The sequence below is a fragment of the Ornithinibacillus halotolerans genome (assembly GCF_014637405.1).
Classification (GTDB): domain Bacteria; phylum Bacillota; class Bacilli; order Bacillales; family Amphibacillaceae; genus Ornithinibacillus; species Ornithinibacillus halotolerans.
Window position 1 is genome coordinate 1 of record NZ_BMEY01000016.1, and the last position, 26077, is coordinate 26077.

General features: G+C 33.4%; 30 protein-coding genes and 1 pseudogene. 22 read left to right on the forward strand and 9 right to left on the reverse strand.

Features of this window, described 5'->3' with window-relative positions; all coding sequences use genetic code 11:
• Positions 1-124 precede the first annotated feature (124 nt).
• On the reverse strand, positions 125-1648 hold the full coding sequence (locus tag IEV35_RS14185) for a glycine betaine uptake BCCT transporter (protein ID WP_188385326.1): 1524 nt from the start codon (positions 1646-1648) through the stop codon (positions 125-127).
• A 159-nt stretch (positions 1649-1807) separates the two neighbouring features.
• On the opposite strand from IEV35_RS14185, the gene IEV35_RS14190 reads away from it, so the two are divergent.
• From IEV35_RS14190 to IEV35_RS14205, 4 genes and pseudogenes are all read left to right on the forward strand, one after another.
• Positions 1808-2704 (forward strand): polysaccharide deacetylase family protein, encoded by an 897-nt coding sequence (locus IEV35_RS14190; RefSeq protein ID WP_188385327.1) that lies wholly within the window; start codon positions 1808-1810, stop codon positions 2702-2704.
• Positions 2705-2833: 129 nt separating this feature from the next.
• Entirely contained in the window at positions 2834-2947 is a 114-nt protein-coding gene (locus IEV35_RS14195) for a GapA-binding peptide SR1P (RefSeq protein ID WP_188385328.1), read from the forward strand.
• Between the two features lie 178 nt (positions 2948-3125).
• Positions 3126-4094: an NAD(P)H-dependent flavin oxidoreductase gene (locus IEV35_RS14200; RefSeq protein WP_188385329.1), complete on the forward strand. Its 969-nt coding sequence runs from the start codon at positions 3126-3128 to the stop codon at positions 4092-4094.
• Positions 4091-4359, forward strand: a pseudogene (locus tag IEV35_RS14205) (UPF0223 family protein). The gene IEV35_RS14200 and the pseudogene IEV35_RS14205 overlap by 4 nt, the downstream one beginning before the upstream one ends.
• 36 nt (positions 4360-4395) lie before the next feature.
• On the opposite strand, the gene IEV35_RS14210 reads toward IEV35_RS14205, so the two are convergent.
• The gene (locus tag IEV35_RS14210; RefSeq protein WP_188385330.1) at positions 4396-5010 is read right to left on the reverse strand and encodes a YktB family protein; all 615 of its coding nucleotides are present in this window, start codon (positions 5008-5010) and stop codon (positions 4396-4398) included.
• Between the two features lie 207 nt (positions 5011-5217).
• Here IEV35_RS14210 and IEV35_RS14215 point away from each other — a divergent pair, with 207 nt between their 5' ends.
• Positions 5218-5409, forward strand: coding sequence for a YkzI domain-containing protein (locus IEV35_RS14215; protein ID WP_188385331.1), 192 nt, complete (start codon positions 5218-5220; stop codon positions 5407-5409).
• A 117-nt stretch (positions 5410-5526) separates the two neighbouring features.
• Positions 5527-6336, forward strand: coding sequence for an inositol monophosphatase family protein (locus IEV35_RS14220; RefSeq protein WP_188385332.1), 810 nt, complete (start codon positions 5527-5529; stop codon positions 6334-6336).
• Between the two features lies 1 nt (position 6337).
• Here the strand turns inward: IEV35_RS14220 and IEV35_RS14225 are convergent, their stop codons facing one another.
• Positions 6338-6520 carry a DUF5325 family protein gene (locus IEV35_RS14225; protein WP_188385333.1) on the reverse strand — a complete coding sequence of 61 codons (183 nt, stop codon included), beginning with the start codon at positions 6518-6520 and terminating at the stop codon, positions 6338-6340.
• Between the two features lie 138 nt (positions 6521-6658).
• On the opposite strand from IEV35_RS14225, the gene IEV35_RS14230 reads away from it, so the two are divergent.
• A complete protein-coding gene (locus IEV35_RS14230; protein WP_188385334.1) occupies positions 6659-6970 on the forward strand; it encodes a YlaH-like family protein in 312 nt (103 codons plus the stop codon).
• Between the two features lie 38 nt (positions 6971-7008).
• Here IEV35_RS14230 and IEV35_RS14235 read toward each other — a convergent pair whose 3' ends face one another.
• Positions 7009-7212 carry a YlaI family protein gene (locus IEV35_RS14235; RefSeq protein WP_188385335.1) on the reverse strand — a complete coding sequence of 68 codons (204 nt, stop codon included), beginning with the start codon at positions 7210-7212 and terminating at the stop codon, positions 7009-7011.
• Positions 7213-7325: 113 nt separating this feature from the next.
• On the opposite strand from IEV35_RS14235, the gene IEV35_RS14240 reads away from it, so the two are divergent.
• Entirely contained in the window at positions 7326-7562 is a 237-nt protein-coding gene (locus IEV35_RS14240; protein ID WP_188385336.1) for a YbyB family protein, read from the forward strand.
• A gap of 48 nt (positions 7563-7610) precedes the next feature.
• Here the strand turns inward: IEV35_RS14240 and IEV35_RS14245 are convergent, their stop codons facing one another.
• Together IEV35_RS14245 and IEV35_RS14250 are read right to left on the reverse strand one after the other, a co-directional pair.
• On the reverse strand, positions 7611-8225 hold the full coding sequence (locus tag IEV35_RS14245; RefSeq protein ID WP_188385337.1) for a YhcN/YlaJ family sporulation lipoprotein: 615 nt from the start codon (positions 8223-8225) through the stop codon (positions 7611-7613).
• Between the two features lie 141 nt (positions 8226-8366).
• On the reverse strand, positions 8367-8855 hold the full coding sequence (locus IEV35_RS14250) for a hypothetical protein (RefSeq protein WP_188385338.1): 489 nt from the start codon (positions 8853-8855) through the stop codon (positions 8367-8369).
• Positions 8856-9080: 225 nt separating this feature from the next.
• Between IEV35_RS14250 and IEV35_RS14255 the strand changes: the two genes are divergently transcribed.
• The 3 genes from IEV35_RS14255 (at position 9081) to pyc (ending at position 14125) form a co-directional block, all read left to right on the forward strand.
• Positions 9081-9365 carry an Fpa/YlaN family protein gene (locus IEV35_RS14255; protein ID WP_373284760.1) on the forward strand — a complete coding sequence of 95 codons (285 nt, stop codon included), beginning with the start codon at positions 9081-9083 and terminating at the stop codon, positions 9363-9365.
• A gap of 147 nt (positions 9366-9512) precedes the next feature.
• Positions 9513-10697, forward strand: a complete 1185-nt coding sequence (gene ftsW / locus IEV35_RS14260) for a putative lipid II flippase FtsW (RefSeq protein WP_188385414.1) — start codon at positions 9513-9515, stop codon at positions 10695-10697.
• Complete coding sequence (gene pyc / locus IEV35_RS14265; protein ID WP_188385339.1) at positions 10685-14125, forward strand: pyruvate carboxylase; 3441 nt, start codon at positions 10685-10687, stop codon at positions 14123-14125. Before ftsW ends, pyc begins: the two co-directional genes overlap by 13 nt.
• A 25-nt stretch (positions 14126-14150) precedes the next feature.
• On the opposite strand, the gene IEV35_RS14270 is transcribed toward pyc, so the two are convergent.
• On the reverse strand, positions 14151-15107 hold the full coding sequence (locus tag IEV35_RS14270) for a COX15/CtaA family protein (RefSeq protein ID WP_188385340.1): 957 nt from the start codon (positions 15105-15107) through the stop codon (positions 14151-14153).
• A gap of 808 nt (positions 15108-15915) precedes the next feature.
• Between IEV35_RS14270 and coxB the strand changes: the two genes are divergently transcribed.
• The 6 genes from coxB (at position 15916) to IEV35_RS14300 (ending at position 21390) form a co-directional block, all read left to right on the forward strand.
• Complete coding sequence (coxB, locus tag IEV35_RS14275) at positions 15916-16980, forward strand: cytochrome c oxidase subunit II (RefSeq protein ID WP_188385341.1); 1065 nt, start codon at positions 15916-15918, stop codon at positions 16978-16980.
• Between the two features lie 31 nt (positions 16981-17011).
• On the forward strand, positions 17012-18865 hold the full coding sequence (ctaD, locus tag IEV35_RS14280; RefSeq protein ID WP_188385342.1) for a cytochrome c oxidase subunit I: 1854 nt from the start codon (positions 17012-17014) through the stop codon (positions 18863-18865).
• A gap of 1 nt (position 18866) precedes the next feature.
• Positions 18867-19490 carry a cytochrome (ubi)quinol oxidase subunit III gene (locus tag IEV35_RS14285; RefSeq protein ID WP_188385343.1) on the forward strand — a complete coding sequence of 208 codons (624 nt, stop codon included), beginning with the start codon at positions 18867-18869 and terminating at the stop codon, positions 19488-19490.
• 3 nt (positions 19491-19493) lie between these two features.
• Complete coding sequence (gene ctaF / locus IEV35_RS14290) at positions 19494-19808, forward strand: cytochrome c oxidase subunit IVB (protein WP_188385344.1); 315 nt, start codon at positions 19494-19496, stop codon at positions 19806-19808.
• Positions 19809-19957: 149 nt separating this feature from the next.
• Positions 19958-20869 carry a cytochrome c oxidase assembly factor CtaG gene (ctaG, locus tag IEV35_RS14295; RefSeq protein ID WP_188385345.1) on the forward strand — a complete coding sequence of 304 codons (912 nt, stop codon included), beginning with the start codon at positions 19958-19960 and terminating at the stop codon, positions 20867-20869.
• A 65-nt stretch (positions 20870-20934) separates the two neighbouring features.
• Positions 20935-21390 carry a DUF420 domain-containing protein gene (locus IEV35_RS14300; RefSeq protein ID WP_188385346.1) on the forward strand — a complete coding sequence of 152 codons (456 nt, stop codon included), beginning with the start codon at positions 20935-20937 and terminating at the stop codon, positions 21388-21390.
• Positions 21391-21450: 60 nt separating this feature from the next.
• Here the strand turns inward: IEV35_RS14300 and ytvI are convergent, their stop codons facing one another.
• Both ytvI and IEV35_RS14310 read right to left on the reverse strand, forming a co-directional pair.
• Entirely contained in the window at positions 21451-22494 is a 1044-nt protein-coding gene (gene ytvI, locus IEV35_RS14305) for a sporulation integral membrane protein YtvI (RefSeq protein ID WP_188385347.1), read from the reverse strand.
• 153 nt (positions 22495-22647) lie between these two features.
• Positions 22648-23016 (reverse strand): YugN family protein, encoded by a 369-nt coding sequence (locus tag IEV35_RS14310; protein WP_188385348.1) that lies wholly within the window; start codon positions 23014-23016, stop codon positions 22648-22650.
• A gap of 264 nt (positions 23017-23280) precedes the next feature.
• Here IEV35_RS14310 and IEV35_RS14315 point away from each other — a divergent pair, with 264 nt between their 5' ends.
• The 5 genes from IEV35_RS14315 (at position 23281) to IEV35_RS14335 (ending at position 25956) form a co-directional block, all read left to right on the forward strand.
• On the forward strand, positions 23281-24351 hold the full coding sequence (locus IEV35_RS14315) for a CAP domain-containing protein (protein ID WP_188385349.1): 1071 nt from the start codon (positions 23281-23283) through the stop codon (positions 24349-24351).
• Between the two features lie 131 nt (positions 24352-24482).
• Positions 24483-24875, forward strand: a complete 393-nt coding sequence (locus IEV35_RS14320; RefSeq protein WP_188385350.1) for a YlbD family protein — start codon at positions 24483-24485, stop codon at positions 24873-24875.
• 8 nt (positions 24876-24883) lie between these two features.
• Positions 24884-25117 (forward strand): YlbE-like family protein, encoded by a 234-nt coding sequence (locus tag IEV35_RS14325; RefSeq protein ID WP_188385351.1) that lies wholly within the window; start codon positions 24884-24886, stop codon positions 25115-25117.
• A gap of 55 nt (positions 25118-25172) precedes the next feature.
• A complete protein-coding gene (locus tag IEV35_RS14330; protein ID WP_188385352.1) occupies positions 25173-25607 on the forward strand; it encodes a YlbF/YmcA family competence regulator in 435 nt (144 codons plus the stop codon).
• A 73-nt stretch (positions 25608-25680) separates the two neighbouring features.
• Positions 25681-25956: a YlbG family protein gene (locus IEV35_RS14335; protein ID WP_188385353.1), complete on the forward strand. Its 276-nt coding sequence runs from the start codon at positions 25681-25683 to the stop codon at positions 25954-25956.
• Positions 25957-26077: the final 121 nt, after the last annotated feature.

Consider the following 26077-nt stretch of genomic DNA (forward strand, 5'->3'; position numbering starts at 1 on the left):
TTTAGAATCAGTGTGTGGATGTGGTGCGTAAGGGGAAACCATTCAGTGGGCCTTTAAGGCCAAGGCCGGTAACAGAGGCTTCAAGCCGCAGAGCAAACCACCAGTTCACACTGGTGGTTTTGATTTAATTCTTTCTTCTCATTTCTAGTTCTTTAGCTTCCTGTTTAAACGATTTCAATAAAGATGCGACGATCAGTAATAAAATAATGGTGAATGGGAATGCAGCAATAATGGATGCTGTTTGTAATGCATTTAGCCCACCTTGCCATAATAATACTGTTGCAGCACCAGATTGGATAATTCCCCATATTAGTTTTACTGAGTTTGGAGGTTCCAATCGGCCACCGGTTGTTTGCATTCCTAAAACAAAAGTTGCTGAATCTGCTGAAGTTACAAAAAATGTACTGATTAATAGTATGCCTAAAAGAGACATAAATGTACTTAAAGGAAAGTGTTCTAAAACAGCAAATAATACTACTTCTTCCCCTAATTCCGTTACGTACTTATAAATATCTTGATTATCAAAGAATTCTAAATGAATTGCTGATCCACCAAACACAGTAAACCATAAAGCACCAAAAATCGTTGGAACTAAAAGTACTCCTAATACAAATTCTCTAATCGTTCTACCACGAGAAACCCTAGCAATAAAAGTACCAACAAAAGGTGCCCATGCAATCCACCAAGCCCAGTAAAAAATTGTCCATCCTTTTATCCAATCTGTGTTATCCTCATTAAAAGGTGTCATCCTTAAACTCATACTAGGTAAGTTTTGGATATAAGAACCAAAACTAGTAGTGAAGTAATTTAAGATAAAGTTTGTTGGTCCAAGAAATAAAAGGAAAAGCATTAATAATATTGCTAATACTATATTGGTATTACTTAAATATTTAATACCTTTGTTTAATCCGGTTGACGCAGATAACATATATAGAATCGTTACGATAAGAATAATAATTAACTGAAGTAAAAATGTCTGTTCCATTCCAAATAGGAAGGAAAGTCCTCCACTAATTTGGATTGCCCCGAATCCAAGAGATGTTGCTACTCCAAAAACGGTTGCAAACACGACGATGAAGTCAACTATTGTTCCCCAAATTTCTTTTCCTTTGTCTCCAAATAAAGGAACTAAAATACCGCTTACTAATCCTGAAGAATTTTTACGAAACTTAAAATAAGCTAAAGCTAATGCTATCGTTGCGTATACTGCCCATGGATGGAATCCCCAATGAAAAAAACTGTACTGCATTGCTGTTTTTGCACTATTACTCGTTCCAGCTTCTCCATATGGTGGATCATGGAAATGTGATAGTGGCTCCGCTGCACCCCAAAATACTAAACCTATTCCCATACCTGCGCTAAAAAGCATTGCAAACCATGTGATATACGAATATTCAGGTTCATCGTTCGGTTTTCCTAATTTTATACGCCCGTATTTTGAAAAGATCAGATATAGTGCAAATAGTAAAAAAAGTGATGCACTGATAAGATAGAACCATCCGAACGTATCGACTATATAATTTTGAATAAGCCCTGTTACATAATCTAAATTACTATTTGGGAGGACAGAATCAGGAATAACACCCCAAATAATAAATAGTATACTTACAATTACAGAGATGTAAAACACCTTTGTCACTTTGTTCATATGAAAAATCCTTTCCCATATTAGATACATTCTTATATTCTTCTATTTACTATCTCCCATTCTTCCGATAACTATTTTAATTTGAAATATGTTATAAAAGTTGTCTTCATGAATTAGGTAGTTTAAACTAAAATTTAGTTAAACATCAGGAGGGAAAACATGAGATTATTGATTAGTATTTTTACTGTTTTTTTAATTTTGTTTCTAGCAGCATGTCAACAGGATGATTCTGATTCAAGTTCAATAAATGAGAATGATGAAATTACCAATAATGAATCAATCAATGATAAAGAAAATAATGAACAGAGCAATGTAGATGAAACGAATGACGAAGAATTAGGTGAAGAACCTAATGAAGAAGAAGAAATAATGGAAGATGCTCAAATGGAAGCCCAGTATCGTGTAACAGAAAATTGGTCATTAGTACCAATAAAAGAAGGCATTAATGAAAAAGTTGTCCTCTTGACAATTGATGATGCCCCAGATGAATACGCACTTGAGATGGCAAAAACTTTGAAAAAATTAGATGCCGGTGCTATCTTTTTTGTGAATGGTCATTTTATCGATACTCCAGAAGAAGCAGCAATATTGAAAGAGATTCATGAAATGGGATTTGCAATTGGTAACCATACTTATAACCATGTTAATCTGAAGGACTTGGAAAATGATCAAGATAAACAAATGGAAGAAATTATTGGGTTGAGTGATAAAATCGAAGAGATCATTGGTGAAAGGCCAAAATTTTTTAGAGCTCCACATGGGGTAAATACAGATTTCTCTAAACAAATAGTTACAAAAGATAAGATGGTACTCATGAACTGGTCCTATGGATATGATTATTTTGCACCTTACATGGATAAAGATAAACTTGTAACTGCGATGGTTACTGGTGAAGGACCAGAAGTAGACGTTCCTTATTCTTTACTTAAGCCTGGTGCAAATCTTTTAATGCATGACCGAGAATGGACAAGTGCGGCTCTTGAAGAAATAGTAATTGGTCTACGTGAACAAGGGTATGAGATTTTAGATCCAAATCTTATCGAAACAATTGAATAAATTTTCAATTTACCAGTGTAATCACTGGTTATTTTTTTGTTAATTATGTTATACTATTTGTGTAGTTTTTGCTATATAATGCATACTATATTTTATAATGTTATACAATAATCAGAGGGAGAGTTGATGATGGGCATAATTATTTGTGGACAATGTCATGGAACGATCGAACATTATGAAAATGAGAAAGTTGTTGTGCACTATAGTACTTGCTCGGAATGTAAATCAAGCCCAAATAAATGAATGTAATCCTCTAGTATTGTGAGAAGTGTATAAAAATGAATAAGCAGACTTGCTTTTTATTAAGCAAGTCTGCTATTTTTTGCTCATAAGTCATAATATAAAAGAATTTCACTTTGTTAGTAATTTTATAGACAGAAATGATACGATTATTTTTAGATGAATGGAAAGGAGAAATAGAATGAAGACTAGAGTAACTGAACTATTTAAAATAAAATATCCTATCATTCAAGGGGGATTAGCACATTTAGCATATGCCCAGTTAGCTGCTGCGGTTTCAAATGCTGGAGGTTTAGGTCAAATCACTGCCATGAGTCTTGCTACACCAGAAGAGTTAAGAAATGAAATTATAAAAGTTAGGGAATTAACAAGTAAGCCATTTGGAGTAAATTTCGCAATTGGACAACATAACCGTCCTTTTGAAGATATGGTTCAAGTAGCAATCGATGAAAAAGTACCGGTCATATCTGTGACTGGAGGAAATCCAAAAGCTGTAATAGATATGTTAAAACCCCATCCAATAAAAATATTAGTGTTAGTAGCTGCAAAAAGGCAAGCACAAAAAGCAGAACAATTAGGAGCAGATGCTGTTATTGTAGTTGGTCATGAAGGTGGAGGACATTTAGGTCGTTCAGATACTGGAACGATGGTGCTAACACAGCAAGTTGTTGAAAGTGTTTCAATTCCTGTCATTGCTTCTGGCGGAATAATTGATGGAAAAGGGATGATGGCTGCTCTTGCTCTGGGAGCAGATGGAATTGAAATGGGTACACGTTTCATTGCTACAAAGGAATGTGTTCATGCTCACGCTGTTTACAAACAAGATCTAATAGATGCTGATGAGAATTCTACAGTTGTCATAAAACGTTCGCTTGGTACACCTGCACGTGCACTTAAAAATGAGTGGACTAAGAAAATATTAGAATTAGAAGAAATCGATGTAGGCTATGAAGGGTTAAAAGATTACATAAGTGGAAATGCAAATAGGAACTATATTCATAAAGGTGATTGCAAAAATGGGTTTGGATGGGCAGGACAAGGTGTAGCAGGGATTCAAGATGTACCATCTGTCAATGAATTATTTAATAGAATTAATAATGAATGCCAAGATATTATTAAGAAATGGAATGCGGGAGGAATACAAAGTTGAGTTATTCATATCCATTTGATATAAGTTGGTCTAAACAAGAAATAATAGATGTCGTGCAATTTTTTTCATTAATAGAAAGTGCTTACGAAAAAGGAATGGACAGAGATATCCTACTTGCTGGATACCGAAAGTTTAAACAAGTAGTACCTTCCAAGAGTGAGGAAAAAAATATTTTGCAGAATTTGAACGGGACTCCGGATATTCTGGTTATCAAACGATAAAAAAAGCTCGTGAAGTGGAGTCTGGGATAATTAAGATGAAATAATATAAAAGAGGCGTACCAAGGTGCGCCTCTTTTATACTATGCATAAATAGCTAATTGATAAAATGGGATTAAGGATTCGTATGTTTCCTTAATAACAGTTAATAATTTATCACCATCAGAAACAATTGGATCGTTTGGAGACAGGTGTCTGCCTATAAGAAATTCTCCTTTTTTTACGTCTCTGAAACGCTCTATATGTTTTTTTTCTAAATCTACAATACTCAAGGAATCTTTTTTCATATGATCTAATGAAATAACAAAATCAGATGGTAGTTGCTTTAGTTTGTCAAAATGATTTAAGTAACTTTTAGCTATTTCACTTTTCTTATCAAGTTCATAAATACATGCTAACCATATAAAGAGATGATCATCGAATAAACCTACTTGAAAGTGAGGGTGCTTTTTATATCCACGTTTATTGTTTGAAATGGCTAACCAAGTGTCTTTCGGTGGATTTACTGTTCTCCTAGCATGTTTGGCTATATGAAGAAACACTTCATTTCCTAGTTCAATAGATAAGTAATCAACGAGTTCTTGACCAATTTCTCGAAACTTTGGTTGAATTCGCCCTTGAATTGCTTCCATTCTTTCCTCTAATCCATCTATATCAAATGTTTGAAAATCTGCTTGTACAAATCCCGTTACTCCCATAAAAAAAACACCTTTCTAAATTATTATATTGTTATTATGGACACTAGGGCTAAATGGAGTCAAGTATGATGTATTAAGATTAAAAGGTTTATACAATATAAGAACACGAACGAAAAAAGGAAATATCACATATAAATAAAGAAACAGAGAGAGTCATAATTTTTTGGACAATGGGGAAAACATTTTTTATGAAAGGGTGTGGATCTTTTGAAATATATATTAGAAGAGGTACGTAGACAAGAAGAAAAAGAGAAAATACCTGTTATAAAAATGGAAATAGATTATGAATTATTGACTTTATATGATGCAATGCAGGAGCAAGATAATGTACAGATGATTAAGTCAAAAGAACGACTAAAACAGTTAAGACAAAAATTACTTGAACTATTAGATATGTAATTACAAATAACTCAAGGAAAATGGATGTCCTTGAGTTATTTGTGATTATCTATATGTATGACTAGTAAATGATATTCTGATACTATTAATATAAGTAGAAATAGTGGAGGAATTTATATGGACAGTGCTACGAGAGAGAATATTTATTTGGCTGCAAAAAAATGGATCTTAGAGGCTGGGAAACAAATAAGAGAAAATATTGATAAGCCAATTGAAGTTGGTTCAAAAACAAATCCCAATGATTTAGTTACATCAATGGATAAAAATACAGAAAAATACTTTTTAGAAAAGATAAAAACTAATTATCCTAATCACTTTTTATTATCTGAAGAAGGTTTCGGAGACGTGTTACATACGTTAGATGGTATTGTTTGGATTATTGATCCGATTGACGGGACAATGAATTTTGTCCAGCAAAAAAGAAACTTTGCCATTTCAATAGGTATTTATCATGATGGAATTGGTGAAATTGGTTTAATTTATAATGTAATGGAAGATGTTTTATACCATGCTAAACGCGGAGAAGGTGCATATAAAGATGAATATAAACTTCCTCCTCTAAATACAAACATGGTTCTAGAAGAATCCGTTATAGGGCTTAATCATCTTTGGTTATGTGAAAATAAATTAGTTGATGAAAAGTATATGCAGAAATTAATAAAAACAGCAAGAGGTTCAAGAACGTATGGATCCGCTGCATTGGAACTTGCATTCGTAGCCGAAGGGATTTTAGAAGGTTATTTAACAATGGGCCTTTCCCCTTGGGACTTTGCTGCGGGAATGATTCTTATTGAAGAAGTAGGGGGGATTACAACAAATATTGATGGAGGATCAATTGACATGTTACAAAGAAATTCAGTATTTGCTGGAAACCCAACTGTTCACAAACAAATTATTACTAATTTCCTCTCAAAAGGAAGAAAGTGACTCAAATACTTGAGTCACTTTTTTTCTTTTTATTAGCAATACCTACACCCATAATTCCAAATCCTAGTAGAAGGAATAATAATATAAGCCAAAAACTTCTAAGTGCAATTGCAAATCCTATTCCAATAAACATTGTTACAACTAATACTGCTAGAACCAATGCTTGGATATTAATCGGTTTCATTTCTGCCACCCCTTTTATGTTCCACTTCAGTATAAAACTTTTTAGCCATATAATCCAAGTATTTATACTTATATTACTAGCAAGTTGCTTGTAATTTTAGTATGATTAGTCTTGAACATACATATTGGGGGAAAGTACATGGTATATAATTTTATATTAGAGAATTTTGGCATTGAAAATATGTTTAATATACTTTATCCGGTTAACTTAGTTCTGGCTGCAATAGCATATAAGCTAGGTTTTGCTAAAAAGTTACCACTATTAAAATCAATCATTGTTTATATTTTATTAGCTGTTGGAATATTCGTTCTTTATTTATTGTTTATTATGTGGTCTGTAGCAACAGGTGGAAAACCTTTACCATTAACAGAAAGTCTACTGATTATATGTATCGTCTTAGCTATCTATCGAACTAGACTATACTTCCAACGAAAAACTAAAAGTGCATAGTATAAAGGCTGACTCTAGATGGAGTCAGCCTTTTTTTACTATATTAATTCATCTTCATTTTTCTTTTCTACATATAATTGAAAATTTCCAGTAGCATGACGTTGAAGCGTTTTTTCCTCTATGCGCCCATGACAATTATTGCATAAATACATATGATTTTTCTTATTTCTAAGTTTTTTTGCTTTTAGGGAATAATCTTCTATATTTTCAACTTTATCACATAGTACACATTTTACTTGCATAATTACCACCTCGAATTGGACTATTCTTTTTTACTATATCACAACTAGGCATTCTATGTTTAATTATTTATTAAAGAGGAAAATTAATAGAAATAGGAGAAAGGGTGAGTTTATTGAAGAAACGTTATGTTCTTTCGGCATTAGGTTTAGGTGCTGCAGGATATTTATTAAGTAAACGAAATTCACAGAACCAGCATGAAGAGTTAGGTGAGGACAGAACACTATACAACGCTGGGAAACCTGATCAACTAGATGAATATGAACTAGATCAAATAGAAAATGCTAAGATGGTGTCGGAAGGTTCTCAATTTGGTGTACAATATTATAATAATTTAAAGGAAGATGAATAACTGTAATAAAAAACTAACACATTCTTCTAGAATGTGTTAGCTTTTATTTTAATCTTCTCTCTTCTCTTTTTTATGTTGTGATTGTTCATTTTGAATATTATCTAGATTTTGTTGTTCTTCATCGTCCAAAATTTCCTTGTTTTGATTTGGTTCTTCAGGTTGGTCTTCAGGTAATGGGATATCAGGCATGTACCTTCCAACAATAGCGGCAACTTCGTCAATGACTCCTTGAATTGGATACCCTTGTTTAATTTTATCATTCATACCTCTAATTCTTTCTGTTATATCTCCGTCAGCTACAACTACTGCTGTTCTCCCGTAAGGATCATGTCGCAATGCTTCTAAAACAGAAAATTTTATTGTGCCAACTCGAGAACGGTCTAATTCCTTATCTACATCGATTCCGACTACTGCATATGGGCCAATTACAATTGCTACAGCATCATTTACTTCTGGGACATCGCTAGCAACATGGGCAAGATGATCGGCAATTTCATTACTAGAGAATTCTTTATCCTCTTTTGGTGCTGAATTTTTCACATTTATTATTCTGTCATCAGAATCTTGTTTCTCAGATGATAGGGCGTGATCTTCATTGTCATTATTACCACAACCAACAAGAAATGCTATACAAATTGCAATAAATCCTATTCGAAATAACATGTAATACTCCTCCTAATTATTAAGGATAAAAGAAAACGTTACTGTTATTTTGAGTAGTAGGAAGTAAATTATACAGTAGATTAAAAAAGAAGAGATAATATTTCATATCTCCTCTAAAATGTATTACTTATGTTTTTAAAATTAGTTAATAATGATTTTATTAATTCCTTTGATTGGCGTCTTTTTATTCGAACCATCTTTAAATATTAGATGAACTGGACCATCTTCCTTTAATGGTTGCCCATCAATGGCAAATAGAAGATAACTATTGTATAATTCTTCTAACGTTAAATTAACATCGCCTGTTTCTGTTTTAAGAGAAACTGTATTGGATCCGTCTTTTATTTCAGCATAGTCTAAGAAGTCGTTAATAGGCATAACATAAGAGTATTTTAAAATATTTTCTCTTTCGTGTTTTGTTAAACTTTTATTGACAGGTGGTCTTGCTTGTCTACTTGTAGTAATAGCTTTTTCCCATCTTTCAGCAGCTAATTTTGCCTCATCAATTTCTTCGTTTGTCTCCTGGTTAGAAAATGCTTCTTCTAATATAATTTTACGATCATCGAAGATCCACACAGTAGGATCTAAAGTAATTTGATATGTAACATTACCTAATATTGGGACAATCATGCTCTCACGCCTTTCTAAATTTAAAACATCACCTTATAAGAATATCAGACAACGTAAATAAATGAAATGACAAAGACTTAAAATAATTTTAAGATTGTCAACAAACATTTGCATTTTATTATAGTAAACGATAATATAATGTTAGAGGAATTGTATCTATGATCAAAGAAAAAAACAAGCTTATCATTGGGTAAAATAGGTTTGTTTTGTGGAGGGGATATACTGATGATACATAAGGTAACGATAGATCATCGAGAAAAAGCCTATGCCCTTCTAAAGGCTGATGCTGATAAAATATTGCGGCTTATTGAAGTGCAAATTGATAATTTAACGATGCCGCAATGTCCATTATATGAAGAAGTATTGGATACGCAAATGTTTGGTCTTTCAAGGGAGATTGACTTTGCAGTTCGATTAAACTTAATTAGTGAAGAAGAAGGAAAATCACTTCTAGAGAATTTAGAAAGACGTCTAAATATTCTTCATGAAGCAGCACAAAAATCGGTGTAATTACACACCAATTTCGTGTGGTAGGATTTTGTGGTAAAAACTTTGCCTGCATATGAAATGGCAAGGTTTTTTTGTTTAATATTATCTTTTCACTTAATAGGAGAGAAAAAACAAGCAGTTTATGTTGTTATATTGGAGAGGGACAAGATGTTATCGAAATTAAAACACTATGATTTTACGCTTCTAATTACACCAATTTTACTAACTGCTTTTGGTATATTAATGATATATAGTGCAAGCATGGTTGTTGCTGTAGTTAGTGACGGGTTGGAAAGTACTTATTATATGTATAGACAATTACAATGGTTTATCATTGGATTAATAGCCTTTTTATTTTGTACTTTTTTCCCATATAAAAAATATCAGAAATTAATTAAAATAATAGTTATTGGGATTATTGTATTATTAGTAGCAGTTATGTTATTCGGTGATGCAAGGAATAACGCCAAATCGTGGATCAGTATTGGTCCATTGAATTTACAACCATCTGAAATAGCGAAGATAGGTATAATAATGTATCTCGCTTCTGTTTACTCTAATAAACAATCATATATTAACAATTTCAATAGGGGAGTACTGCCACCTCTAATTTTAACTGGATTCATTGTCGGTTTAGTAGTACTACAACCAGATATTGGGACTGCATCAATCATTTTTTTAATTGCATGTTCTATTATTTTTAGTTCAGGAATTCATTTTAAACATTTATTTGGCTTAATTGCAATAGGCTTGATTGTACTAGCTATTGCAATACCTAGTATGGTTACAGATGAAAGAATTAGCCGTTTTACAGGTGCATATGCTCCTTTTGAATCCCCTAAAGATGATGGTTATCATTTAATTCAGTCATATGTAGCAATTGGTGTTGGTGGACTAACTGGTGAAGGGCTTGGGCAAAGTGTTCAAAAACTTGGATATCTATATGGTCCGCATACAGATTTTATTATATCCATAATTGCTGAGGAATTAGGATTCTTTGGCGTTATTATTGTAATAAGCTTATTAGCCGCAATTGTTTTGAGAGGAATTTTTATCGCTCGTAAATGTCAAGATAGTTTTGGAGCGCTTCTCGCTATCGGAATTTCTTCCATGGTTGGTATTCAAGCATTTATCAATCTCGGCTCCGCTAGTGGGATATTACCAATAACAGGTGTAACATTGCCATTCGTAAGTTATGGGGGATCATCACTTTTAGTGTTATTAGCATCAGTAGGTATATTAAACAATATCGCTATGACAGTAAAGAAGAAAGAACTTACACAGCCCCCTAATGATAAAACCAAGCAACCAATAAATAGAACTTTCGTTGGAGGGAGAAAATGGTCAAGTTAAATAGAATTAATAAAGTATTAGTTGCAAATCGCGGTGAAATAGCTATTCGAGTTTTCCGAGCTTGTACAGAATTAAATATTCGGACGGTTGCGATCTATTCTAAAGAAGATCTTGGATCGTATCATCGTTATAAAGCAGATGAATCATATCTAATTGGAGAAGGAAAAAAGCCAATAGATGCTTACTTGGATATTGAGGGTATTATTGAAATTGCAAAACGAGTTGGAGTAGACGCAATCCATCCAGGATATGGATTTTTGTCTGAGAACATAGAATTCGCAAAACGCTGTGAAGAAGAAGGGATTATTTTTATTGGTCCTAAAAGTGAGCACTTACATATGTTTGGAGATAAAGTAAGAGCGAGAACACAAGCTATTCAAGCAGGATTACCAGTTATTCCTGGTACAGATGGACCAGTCTCCTCATTTGAAGAAGTAGAGGCATTTGGAGAGGAGCATGGCTATCCAATTATTATTAAAGCCGCATTAGGTGGCGGTGGACGCGGTATGCGTATTGTTAGAAATCCCATAAACGCACGTGAAAATTATGAGCGTGCAAAATCGGAGGCAAAAGCAGCTTTTGGTAGTGATGAAGTCTATGTTGAAAAATTAATTGAACATCCTAAACATATTGAAGTACAGATTATTGGTGACGACCATGGTAATATCGTCCATCTATTTGAACGTGACTGCTCTATTCAACGTAGACATCAAAAGTTAGTCGAAGTTGCACCTAGTTTATCGCTACCAGAAGAGTTAAGAAATCAAATTTGTGATGCGGCAGTTCAATTAATGAAAAAAGTAAGTTATTTAAATGCCGGCACTGTCGAATTTCTAGTAAAGGACGATAAATACTATTTTATTGAAGTAAATCCAAGAATTCAAGTTGAGCATACGATTACGGAATTAATTACAGGTGTAGATATCGTTCAAACTCAAATAAAAATAGCTGATGGACAAAATATGCATGAACCATCCATTGGTATTCCAAATCAAGAAAATATTACTACCCAAGGATATGCAATACAATCACGAGTTACGACAGAAGACCCTTTAAACAATTTCATGCCTGATACAGGTAGAATTAATGTATACCGAACTGGTGGTGGATTTGGAGTACGTTTAGATGCTGGGAATGGATTTCAAGGTGCTGAAATAACACCACATTATGATTCATTACTTGTCAAAGTATCTACTTGGGCACTTACTTTTGAACAAGCGGTTCAAAAGATGGTTCGTAATCTAAAGGAATTTCGCATAAGAGGTATTAAAACAAACATTCCATTTCTAGAAAACGTCATGTTACATAACCAATTTATGACAGGCGAATATAATACAACATTTATTGATGAATCACCTGAATTATTTGTATTTCCGAAACGTAAAGACCGTGGAACTAAAATGTTAACGTTTATTGGTGAGACAACAGTTAATGGATTTGATGGTGTAGAGAAGAAAGAGAAGCCTAATTTTGATAATCTATTTGTTCCAAAATATGAGCATATTGATCTTCAAAATGGTACCAAACAAATTCTTGAGGAAAAGGGCCCAGAGGGTGTTGTTGATTGGTTAAATAAACAAGAAGAAGTACTATTAACGGATACTACTTTTCGTGATGCGCATCAGTCATTATTAGCGACACGTATTCGTACGAAAGATATTGTACGGATTGCAGAGCCAACCGCAAAACTATTACCAAATCTTTTTTCAGCAGAAATGTGGGGAGGTGCAACATTTGATGTTGCCTACCGTTTCTTAAAAGAAGATCCTTGGGAAAGATTATTAAAATTCCGAGAAAAAATGCCTAATATCTTGTTACAAATGTTATTAAGAGCAAGTAATGCAGTTGGATATAAAAATTATCCAGATAATTTAATTGAAGAATTTGTTGAGAAGAGTGCAAACGGTGGGATCGATGTATTCCGAATTTTTGATAGTTTAAATTGGGTAGAGGGCATGATACCAGCGATAAAAGCAGTTCGTGACAATAACAAAATTGCTGAGGTTGCGATGTGTTATACTGGTGATATTTTAGATCCTACAAGAACTAAATATGACATATCATACTATAAGAACTTGGCAAAAGAGTTAGAACAATCTGGTGCACATATTTTAGGAATCAAAGATATGGCTGGATTATTAAAACCAGAAGCAGCTTATCGATTAATTTCCGAACTTAAAGAAACGATAAGTATTCCAATCCACTTACATACACATGATACAAGTGGAAATGGTATTTACACGTATGCTAGAGCAATAGATGCTGGAGTTGACATAGTGGATGTGGCTAATGGACCGATGGCTGGTTTAACATCGCAACCAAGTGCGCAAACACTATATCACGCTCTTGAGGGTGCAGAAAGACAACCGAATATTAATATTGAACATTATGAAAAATTAGGCGCTTATTGGGAAGGTGTTAGAACGTATTATCGTGATTTTGAAAGTGGAATGAATGCACCGCATTCTGAAATTTATCAGCATGAAATGCCTGGAGGTCAGTATAGTAATCTTCAACAACAAGCAAAAGCAGTTGGACTCGGTGAACGTTGGGATGAAGTAAAAAAGATGTTCCGTAGAGTTAACGATTTATTTGGAGATGTCGTTAAAGTAACTCCATCTTCTAAAGTGGTTGGAGATATGGCATTATTTATGGTACAAAATAATCTAACAGAAGATGACATTTACGAAAAAGGGGAGACTATTAACTTCCCAGACTCTGTTGTTGAATTTGCAAGTGGTTATATTGGTCAACCATATCAAGGTTTTCCAAAAGAACTTCAGCGAATAATTTTAAAAGGTAAAAAGCCAATAACAGTAAGACCGGGGCAGTTACTTGATCCAGTTAACTTTGAACACTTAAAAGAACAGTTATATAAAGAACTAAATCGTCAAGTGAATAGTTTTGATATGATTTCCTATGCACTGTATCCTAAAGTTTACATGGATTATCATGAGTTTTATGAAACATATGGCGATGTATCTGTATTAGATTCTCCGACATTTTTCTATGGGATGAATATCGGTGAAGTTATTGAAATAGAAATTGAACAAGGGAAAACGTTAATTGTAAAATTAGTTTCTATAACTGAACCAAGAGAAGATGGAACTAGAGTTGTTTATTTTGAGTTGAATGGTCAAGCACGTCAAGTAGTTATACGTGACAAAAATATTAAATCAACTGTTAATGTACGTATAAAAGCAGAGAAAAACAATGCAAAACATATTGGTGCAAGCATGCCAGGAACGGTTTTAAAAGTTGTTTGTCAACAAGGACAAAAAGTAGAAAAAGGTGATGAATTAATCATTACTGAAGCGATGAAGATGGAGACAACTGTTCAGGCGCCATTCAGTGGAGTTGTTAAAACAATCTACGTAAAAGACGGGGATAGTATTGAAGTAAACGACTTATTAATTGAATATGAATAAAATAGAGGCTTCCAATTGGAAGCCTCTATTTTATATTAGTTTTTACATTTGAATCTGTATTCATCTGTTTCTTTTCCATATTAGCACTTCTTGATGATAATAAAATGAAATAACTTAGCATTCCAAAATAACAGGTTATAACAAGAGCGTGCATTAAAGCTACAGCAAGATTTAATAATGTAAAGATAATTAACGCGCCGAATATTACTTGGAAAGCTATTAATGAGAATGTAGTTATCCAACCCCAGACCATAACTTTACTATGTCGATAATCCTTCAAGATACGTATAAATAAGATAAGTGTCCATATAAATAACAACCCTGCAAATAAACGATGTCCCATTTGCACCCATTGTTCAAATGTAAAATAACTTACATCCAAAGGTGTAGAGTTTGTACAAAACGGCCAATCGCCACATACTAGATTGGCATTTACATGCCTTACAAGCGCACCGGTGTAAACGACTATTAATGTATAAATTGTTAATGCATAGATCTCAATTCGATGTTTTTTCTTAATATATAGTGAGTCAGCGTCGAATTTACGATCTATTTCAAAAATGAGTAGCATTAGCAAGAATACAGCAGCAAATGAAATAAGTGAAATACCGAAATGGGCAGCCAATACAAAATCAGATTGTCCCCACATTACGGCAGCTGCTCCTATTAAACCTTGAACTACGAGGAAAATAATAGATAAAAGCGAAAGGAATTTAACTTCTCGTATATTTCCAATATGCTTCCAAGCAAGATATGCTAATAATAAGACGACTATACCTACCGATGCAGATACTACTCGGTGACTTAATTCAATTACTAATTCCATATAAATTTCTGATGGAATGAGTTCCCCTTTACATAGTGGCCAACTATCGCCACATCCATCCCCTGATTCAGTCTTAGTAACTAATGCGCCACCTATTAATACAAACGTCATCCCGATGACAGCTAAGACCGAAAGCCATTTTAAAGTTTTAATCATACTATTAATATCCTCACTTTACCTTCTTGTTGTGTACTATATCACAGTCAATGATAATCTTTATCACTAGTATAAATCAAACAATTAATATAGTAAAACACCAAATGACACAAAAATGACACATAATTGTAAGACATCGCTACACTTTGGTTGTTGGGCGATTTTTACAAAGGTAAAAACCTTGCAAAGTTTTTCATTGTCTGCTAGAAATAATATAGGGGAGATTCAGCTGACACTCGAGATAATAGAAACGAGTAAAAAAAATACATAAATCAGTGAATGATAGAAGGCATTTTGGCCTTTTATTTGTTTGAAAACAAAACGTTCACAAAAATGTCAAATTTTATTATGTCGAAATTTAGAGAATTTACCCGAAGGCAAATGGAATGGAAAGTTAAACCGTGATACAATTAGCATGGAAGCTAACATACTAAATGATATATTACATTGTTTTAAGTATGCAGCTTTTGAAAACCCTTTTACAATGAGGATTAAAGGGGGGATTCACATGGAGAAAAATAGAGACAACTTCCTCAGGATAAAGGGAAATGCTGTTGTTACATACGGGATTTAGAAATTATTAATTAAGTTTTTATTGTATGTATTTGACAATAAATAGTTTTTGCCTTTTATAATCATCCTTTAAAACACTCTTATCAATTAATTTGATATGAGATTTTGTATTAAAAGGATTGTATCTCAATGAACTGGGAATAGTAATTAATTACTAACATGTTTTTTTGCAGTGAAAACCCTTATTAATTTCTTATATATAAGGAAGGGAAAATAGAAAGAGAGGTATGAATTCATGAAAGGTTGGATGGGAAAAATCAAAGTATTATTCCTGATGGGTCTTGTTTCACTAGTACTTTCAGCCTGTGGTAAAGAAAACCTCACAGCGCTAGATCCTAAGGGGTATGGTGCAGAGAAGTCTTTCGATCTTATTATTTTACCTACTGTTATTATGTCATTTGTTTTACTTATCGTAATGGTACTACTAACAGTGGCGCTAATTAAGTTTCGTAAGAAAAAAGGTCGTGAAGACTTTATTCCAAAACAAGTTGAAGGTAACCATACACTAGAGACTGTATGGACAGTAATTCCGATTTTGCTACTGATCATTATTGCAGTACCAACAGTTATGTATGAGTTTAATTTAGCGGATGAAGCAGATGCAGCCGATTCTTTAAATGTTGAGGTTACAGGGAATCAATATTGGTGGCATTTCAATTATGAAGGTCTAGACATTCAAACTAGTCAAGACGTCTACATTCCTGTAGGAGAGAAAGTTTACTTTAACATGTTATCTTCTGATGTTATTCATTCATTCTGGGTTCCGACTCTTGCTGGTAAGTTAGATGTTAACCCTGAAAACGTAAACACTTTCTATATTGAAGCATATGAAGAAGGCGTATACTGGGGTAAATGTGCGGAGTTCTGTGGTCCTTCACACTCCTTAATGGACTTTAAAGTAGTTGTAGTGAGTCAAGAAGAATTTGATCAATGGGTAGCAGATATGCAGAATTTTGATCCGGAAACTGTGGAACTAGACTCAGAAGTTGCAGTTGAAGGTAGAGAATTATTTGATCAATATAATTGTATGGCATGTCATGCGATTGGTTCTTCACCTGTTGCAGTAGGTCCTAACTTAACTAACTTTGCAGACCGTACAAAACTTGCGGGTGTTGAAGAAATGACAAAAGATAAACTAGTAGAGTGGATTGTTAATCCTGAATTAATCAAACCAGGAAATAAAATGACTGGTGCTTATCCAAAAATAAATGAAGAAGATGCTGCGAAAATCGCAGAATATCTAATGCAATTAAGTCCATCTGAGATCACCATTGAAAATGCTGATGGGGGATTAAAATAGGACCTGATAGATTAAAAGGGAGGTTTATTTTGTGAGTTCAGCAACTGCTCAAAGAAATAGCTTCGCTGCCGTACTATGGGATTACTTAACTACAGTTGACCATAAAAAGATAGGTAAACTTTACTTATATGGTGGAGGATTCTTCTTCCTACTCGGTGGATTAGAGGCTGTTATTATTCGTATACAATTAATAAAGCCAGAAAATGATTTTATTTCTGCTGGGCTTTATAATGAAATGATTACAATGCATGGTACAACAATGATTTTCTTTGCCGCCATGCCGATATTATTGGGGTTAATGAATGCCGTCATGCCTCTTCAAATTGGAGCTCGTGACGTAGCGTTTCCTTTCGTAAACGCATTAGGTTTTTGGTTGTTTTTATTTGGTGGGATTATGTTAAATGTGAGTTGGCTAACAGGTGCTGCTCCTGATGCTGGTTGGACAGCATATGCACCATTATCAACTACCTCACCAGGTCATGGTGTTGACTATTATGTTTTAGGTTTACAAATATCCGGTGCCGGAACGTTAATGGGGGGTATTAACTTCCTAGTTACAATCGTTAATATGAGAGCACCAGGTATGACATATATGCGTATGCCACTATTTTCTTGGACAACATTCGTAATTAGTGTGCTTATCCTGTTCGCATTCCCAGCTCTAACAGTTGGTCTATTCTTATTAATGTTTGATCGTATGTTTGATTCAGCATTCTTTGATGTTGCACTTGGAGGAAACAGTATAATCTGGCAACACTTATTCTGGATCTTTGGACACCCAGAAGTTTATATTCTAATCTTGCCAGCATTCGGTATCTTTAGTGAAATCTTTGCAACATTCTCTAAGAAACGTTTATTCGGATATACGGCAATGGTATTTGCTACAATCTTAATTGCATTTTTAGGATTTATGGTTTGGGCTCACCACATGTTTACAGTAGGTATGGGACCAGTTGCAAACTCAATCTTCGCTGTTGCAACAATGGCGATAGCTGTTCCAACAGGTATTAAGATATTTAACTGGTTATTAACATTATGGGGCGGTAACATTACTATAAATTCCGCAATGCTTTGGTCATTAGCTTTCATTCCATCATTTACAATCGGTGGTATGACAGGAATCATGGTTGCAACATCTGTTGCTGACTATCAGTACCATGATACGTACTTTGTAATTGCTCACTTCCACTATGTTATCGTTGGAGGAGTTGTATTTGGAATTCTAGCAGCATGTCACTACTGGTGGCCACTTATGTTCAATAGAATTCTTAACGAAAAACTTGGTAAATGGGCATTCTGGTTATTCTTCATCGGATTCCATTTAACATTCTTTATCCAACATTTCTTAGGTCTAATGGGTATGCCTCGTCGTTATTGGGTATTCTTAGAAGACCAAGGGCTAGATTTAGGTAACTTCATAAGTACAATAGGTGCTTTCTTTATGACAGCTGGTGTTATTGTATTCTTATATAATGCATTTTATAGCTGGTTCAAACAAGGTCCTGCACCACAAGATCCATGGGATGGCCGTACACTAGAATGGGCTGTTGAATCACCAACACCATACTATAACTTTAAGCAACTTCCATTAGTACGTGGACTTGACGCATTATGGCTTGAAAAAATGGAAGGAAATGGGAAATTAGCTCCTGCTGAACCAGTAGGTGATATCCATATGCCGAATGGATCTATATTACCATTCCTAATCTCATTAGGATTCTTTATCGCAGGATTTGGTTTCATTTATCAGACTACTTCTGATTTAGCGTATATCTTATTATATGGTGGTATGGGAATGGCGTTAGTATGTATGCTAATCCGCTCATTGAAAGATGATCATGGATACCATATCACTAAAGAAGAGTTAGAAAAGGAGGCTAGGTAATATGAGTCACGATCATTCCTTAAATCCAGAAACAATGCCACAGCATCCTGAGAAAGCAACACTTGAAGGGAAAAATAAGTTTCTTGGATTATGGTTCTTCCTTGGTGGGGAAACAGTATTATTCGCCAGCCTTTTTGGTACCTATCTTGCATTAAAGAACTCAACTGCAGGTGGACCAACGACTCAAGAACTTTACGGTTTAGAGTTAGTTTTCGTTATGACTATGTTGCTATTAACTAGTTCTCTAACAAGTGTATATGCAATGTATCATATGAAAAATAATGATTTTAAGAAAATGCAACTCTGGCTTGGTATAACTGGTCTATTAGGTATTGGATTCTTAGCTTGCGAGATCTATGAGTTTTATCACTATATTCATGAATATGGATTTACTTTCCGTTCGTCTGCATTTGGATCAGCATTCTATACTCTAGTTGGTTTCCACGGAGGACACGTATTATTTGGTCTTTGTTGGTTATCTGCAATTATGATTCGAAATGCGAAGCGTGGATTAAATCTATATAACGCACCAAAGTTCAATACATTTAGTTTATATTGGCACTTTATTGATGTTGTTTGGGTATTCATTTTTACAGTAGTATACCTAATGGGGAAGGTGGCGTAAATTATGGCAAATAACACCAAAACCAATGAATTTCATAAAGAACAAAATAAAGAAGAAATGAAAAAACAACTCATCACCTTTGCAGCTATGATCATATTTACTGTTATTGCATTTTTGATCGTAGGCACAGGGATAATGAGTAAAATGATGGCAATTCCATTATTATTAATCATGGCACTAATTCAAGTTGCATTCCAATTCTATTACTTCATGCATATGAAAGATAAAGGACATGAATTAGCATCAATCATGATTTATGGTGGAGTATGGGCTGCTATATTAACTGTAGCTGCACTTACACTAGTTATTTGGTGGTAAAATTTAAGGATCAGGGATTTACATCCTGATCCTTATTTTTTTGGATTTTTTATAAGATTTAAAGAAGTTGTCACAAAATCATTGTGTGTAACTGTCATTGTCGGGTTATAATGAAGGTTAGATAATTGGAATACTATGGAGTGAATATTATGTGGCTTAATTTACAACTATTTGGTTTTCGCGCATTATGGAGTCCTTATTTCTTAATTTTTGTTGTAGGAATAGGAGTATTATATTATTTAATTACTGGACCACTGCGATATAAATTTGGAGGTCAGGATAAACCAACTGTTAAACAACAATTTTTCTTTTATGGTGGATTAATCTTGTTATATATTGTTAAGGGGTCTCCTGTAGACCTAATGACACATATAACGTTAACTGCACATATGATTCAGATGGCAATATATTTAATTGTCTTTCCTATCTTTATGGTGAAGGGAATACCAACTTGGATATGGGAAAAAGTCTTGTTGAAACCTGTTATTAGACCAATTTTAAAAGTACTTACTTTTCCTTTAGTTTCTATTGTTCTTTTTAATGGGCTATTTTCACTTTATCATATACCGTTTATCTTTGATTTTTCAAAGTCGTCTCCTATCGCTCACGCTACAATACATCTAATCTTATTAATCTTTGGATTTTTAGTTTGGTTTCCTATTATGTCACCAGTTAAGGAATTTGAACAAATCAAGCAACCACTTTGGAAAATATTTTATATTTTCGGTAATGGTTTATTAATTACACCAGCCTGTGTGTTAATCATATTTGCAGATACTCCATTATTTGCTGCATATAGTTCTACAGGTGCTTGGTTACAAGCATTAGCACTATGTGTACCTGGAGATGTTCTCGATGGATTAGCTGCGACGATTAAAGTTACTGGTCCAGAATTGTTCACTTCAATGAGCACACTTGAGGATCAACAGCTAGGTGGAATTATTATGAAAATCATGCAAGAAATAGCATATGGGGTAATGTTAGCAAGAATTTTCTTCGCATGGTTTAGTCCGGAAGCATTAAAGGTTGACCCACTTCCAAGCACGGTATCAAATGATTAATTAATTTAAATCCAAAGGAAAAAATTATATTTTATCCTTTGGATTTACTAGGAGAGGAAAGCTAGATGAACTTATTACCAACAATTAGTACTTTTTTTATTTTACTAAGTGCGATATTTGTAGCCATTGGTTGGCGATTAATTATTAAAGATAAGCCAAAAGCACATAAGAAGGCAATGATTACTGCAGCGATTAGTGCATTACTCTTTTTTATCATCTATATGTCGAGAACAATCTTTGTAGGAAATACAAGTTTTGGTGGTCCAGATGAGTTAAAAATATACTATACCGTATTTCTAATCTTTCACATTATTTTAGCTACAACAGGTGCTGTGTTTGGCATAATCACACTAACATTAGCATTCAAACGAAATATTACAAAACATCGTAAAATTGGACCTATTACATCAGTTATCTGGTTTGGTACAGCGATAACTGGGATCGCAGTTTACTTATTGTTATATGTTTTCTTCGATGGTGGTCAAACAACCAGTTTAATAAAAGCAATTTTAGGAACATAAAAAAGGTGGTAGCATGATGCTATCACCTTTTTTTATATATGTTTTATTGTAAATCGATATTTATACTTTTATCTTAAATCTCAAAATACTAGCTTCTCTTGCTGAAATATAAATAATGATAATTAATGGTCCGATAATAAATCCTAATAAACCGAATAATTTTAGTCCTAAGAACATGGAAATTAAAGTAGCCAGTGGGGATAATCCCATATGTTTGCCCATTACTTTTGGTTCTACAGTTCTTCTTATTGCTAGAAGGATAATTGCTAAAATGGAAAGCTCTATTCCCATTTGGATATCGCCAGCCATGAACATAATTAGCGCCCATGGTCCAAGTATAATAATCGATCCAATTATTGGGATTAAGTCTATTAGCCATATAATTAAGGACATGATTAATGCGACTTCTGGTGCGATGATAAAAAGTCCTATCAATGATACTGCAAATATGATTAGACTTACTAAGAATTGTGCTTTGAAAAATCCAACAATTACACTTTTAATTCTGCTATTCATATAACTAACTTTAGCTGCAGTCTCTGTTGTGAATAAATTGTATGTTTTCTCTCTAAGTAAAGGTAATTCCAACATAAATAAAAATAAAGCAATTAGATAGACTAGTATACTTACAATATATTGAGGTATTAATGAAAAAATGTTTGCAATCCTGTTAATTGTCAAGTTATCTTTTAACGTCGTGCTCAGTTGGTTTATGTAATTATCAAAGCTATCTGTTACAGAATCAACAAATTCATCAGGTAAATCACGCCCGTATTCACTAATTTTATTTTCCCATTCCCCGTAAACTCTATTAATCTTGTTTACATGAGAAGGTACATCCTCTACAAAATTAACTGCCTGACCAACAGCTTTAGTAACTAAAAATGTACCAGCTATCCCAACGACTAATAAGAATAAGAGAAAAACAATAATTACGGATAACTTTCGATTAATTTTACCCCGATTTTCAAAAAGCCTTACAAGTGGATTTAAAGATAAAGCAGTTAAGAGGGCAATGACTAAAGGAATAGATAATGTAAGAAGATAATAACTTACAATTATTGCGATAATAATAATTAAAAATATTATAATTTTTCGAAACAAAACAGTTTCTCCTTTCAACGAGCAGAAATTTCCATTTACATCTATTCAAAATATATCACGAATTTTACTATCTGGATAGTTCTTAATTATTAGAAATTCGAAAAGTACAATAAAAAAGCTGACTCATTTGAGTCAGCCTTTTATTAAGTTAATTTACTCAGCTTTGTATTGTTTTAATTCTTCACTTAGTTTCTCTAAAATTTTACTTGTTCGCTCAACCAGGTTTTCTGGGAAGTTTTCTTGCTCACCATATTCTACACCATGAGGATAATAGTGTTTTCCGAGTACTGGAGTTAATAATTTAATTATTGCATCTCCTCTGTCAACATCGCCTTCAACTGCATGTCCAAATATACGGATATAATATGTAACGTTTTCTTCGTTAGAGCCTATTTTATAATCATATGTAACTCTTTCATAATCCCATTGTCCTGCACGAATAAAAGCATGGTTTCCCATTAATCGATCTAAGATTTTTAAATCAACTACTGTATCTTCAATTCCTAAGTTTTCAAATTTCATCTTCTCTACACCTCTCATTTATGCTCACTAAATTAATAATAGTATTATTTGAGATAAGTTGCAATGAATATGGGAACTTTTCATATTTTCTATGATAAGAAACGTCATTAATTTGTAAAATTTCCTATTTTAGAAAATAGATTCAGAATCGAAATTAAATATATATTATATAGTTATTTTCATATAGTTTATAGATTTTATGCATGAACTTTTATACTAAAACATATAGTTTACTATTAGAAATGATAGAAGGAGTTAGAAAATATGCGAATAATAAAATGGTTCGTGATTTCTGTTGTTATTACTACAATTGCATTCGTCATTTTAGAGAAAAGTGATGTAAACTTTGATAAACTAGCTGCAAATGATAGTCATCAATTAATAGGGAAGAAAACTGATATTAATAGAAAGCATCTTCCTGAAAATATTATCACTTCCCTAAAATATAAAGGGGAAATGTTCGGATGGGTAGGTAAGTCAACAGAGGAATTGGTAGAAGCATATGGAGAACCTAAGCGGAAAGATCTTAGTAGTTATGGCTATACTTGGTGGATATATCCACAAAACGATACAAAGTATATCCAATTTGGTGTATTAGATGGTAAAGTAGAAACTATATTTGCGACTGGTGAAGAAATTGAAATAAATCCATTACAAATTGGTAGTTCTTATAATGATGTAGCAAAACAATTGGAGTTTTTAGATTCAGTGACATATTCAGAGGGGATTTCATCTTATACTTTTTTCTTAAATGAAGAAGATATTCAAATGACACCTCTAGTAAAACTATCAGAGAATCTGTTTTTACAGTTGTATTTTGATACGTTTACAGAGAAACTTTCATCTGTCCGATTAATGACAGGTGATATATTGTTAGTTCAAAGACCCTATGGTTTACGTTATAGAGGAAGTCTTCCTGAACCGCCTTATTTATCGGAATCTGAGTGGGAAAAAGTAGAGGCTGGTATGGAACGTCAAATATTTGATATTACAAATGTGATTAGACAAACTTTTAATAAAAACAAGTTAGATTGGGAAGAAAATGTTAGTGAAGTAGCTTTTCTGCATAGTAAAGATATGGCCGAAAATAATTATTTCTCTCATTTTAGTCCTAATGGAGAGGGATTAAAGGAACGTTTACAGGGAAAAGATGTGTATTATTTTGCTGCAGGGGAAAACATTGCTGCTCAATATATTGATGCACCTGCTGCAGTAGAAGGGTGGTTAAATAGTAAAGGGCACAGAGAGGCATTGTTACACGACGAATATACTCATCTTGGTGTAGGAGTATACCGCCTATACTATACCCAAAATTTCTTAACAAAACCATTTTAGAAAAGGAACTGATTCTAATAATAGGATCAGTTCCTTTTGGATATCTAGATGAAAGCACAGGATAATGAATTAGCGCATATTCTATACTATCCATTACTGTCAAAATCGATATTTAAAAATGGGGTGAGTACATGAGTGAGAATAACCTACATCCAACAGTTCACCAATTTCGCAAATTCATCAATGATCATCCGAAACTTCGAAAAGAAATTCGAAAAACGGGTAGGTCATGGCAAGAATATTATGAAAAATGGGTATTACTAGGCGAAGAAGATTCCTATTGGGATAAATTTAAAGAAGAGATTCCTACAACTACAAGTAACAATAACGAGGATAATAAAAGTGAATTGTTTAACCAATTTATGAACTATATGGAGAAAGTAGATATTGATAAAGTTCAAAAGCAAGTACATCAATTAAGCGGTACAATTGGTACGATTCAGGAGTTAATTGATCAATTTCAAGGCTCAAAGAAGGGGTCAAAAGAGAATGAACGACACTTATTTAGTCTATTTAAGGATTAGTGATTAAAATGGATAAAGAGTTGTACAATTATTTAAAAGCTAAACCAGAATTGCTAAATTTTATAAGACATAATCCGAAATGGTATCGATATTTATCAAGGAATCCAAATCAAATTCAAAAATTAGAGAAAGAAGCAAAACTTTTCTATGGTCAAACAATTACTCAAAAAATTGAAAAGGTAAACCAGAATGTTCAAATGGTAGGGATGTTATTGCAATTTGCCGATATGATGAAAGATTAATTGTTTTTCTTTTTCACCTCTAAAGTGATAAACTAATAGTGGAGGTGAATATATAATGATAGCTACCTTAGAATTTGTAGAAATATTAGATAAATCTGAGTTATTAGCTGAAATGGTCCTTAATTCGGAAGTGTATGAAGAATTCCAGAATGCTAAATTAGCGATGGATACGGACCTAGAAGCACAGCGGCTGATCCGTGAATTTGCTGCAGTTAAAGAACACTATGAAGATGTGCAACGATTTGGTAGATATCATCCAGATTATTCTGAAATAATGAAATCTGTTCGCGTGAAGAAACGTGCAATGGATTTAAATGATAAAGTAGCAACATATAAAATTGCTGAAAGAAAATTCCAAGGATTACTAGATGAAATTAGTCAATATATAGCATTTAGTGTCAGTGATCAAATTAAAGTACCAAAAGACGGTGCAGCACTTACAGATCATGGTTGTGGACATGGAGGAGCTTGTGGGTGTAATGCATCCTAACCCGTGTATCATTGAAGTCTCAGTTATAATTTGTTAAACTATTAAAAACAATAAAAAAATGTGAGGACTTTAGATGAGAACGAAACGACAAGGAATCATTATTTGGTTCCAACATCAAAAAAATATTAAACAATTGAAGCGGTTAGGACATATCATCTATACATCTAAAAGGATGAAATATGCAGTTATGTATGTTAATCAAGAAAATATTGATCAAATTGAAGCGAAATTGATGAAGTATTCTTTTGTTTCAAAAGTTGATCGTTCCTATAAACCATTTATCCGTACAGAATATGAAAACGCGAAGCCTGATAAGGCAAAGCAGTATGATTATAAAATGGGAATATAACACCTCTTACTATATTAGGAGGTGTTTTTTTGGTTCTTGAATAAAAAAACCTGCAGAAAATAATTCTGCAGGTCCCTTTGTTTTCTTGCTAGAAAACAAAAAGGCAAAGGGAGAGGAGAAA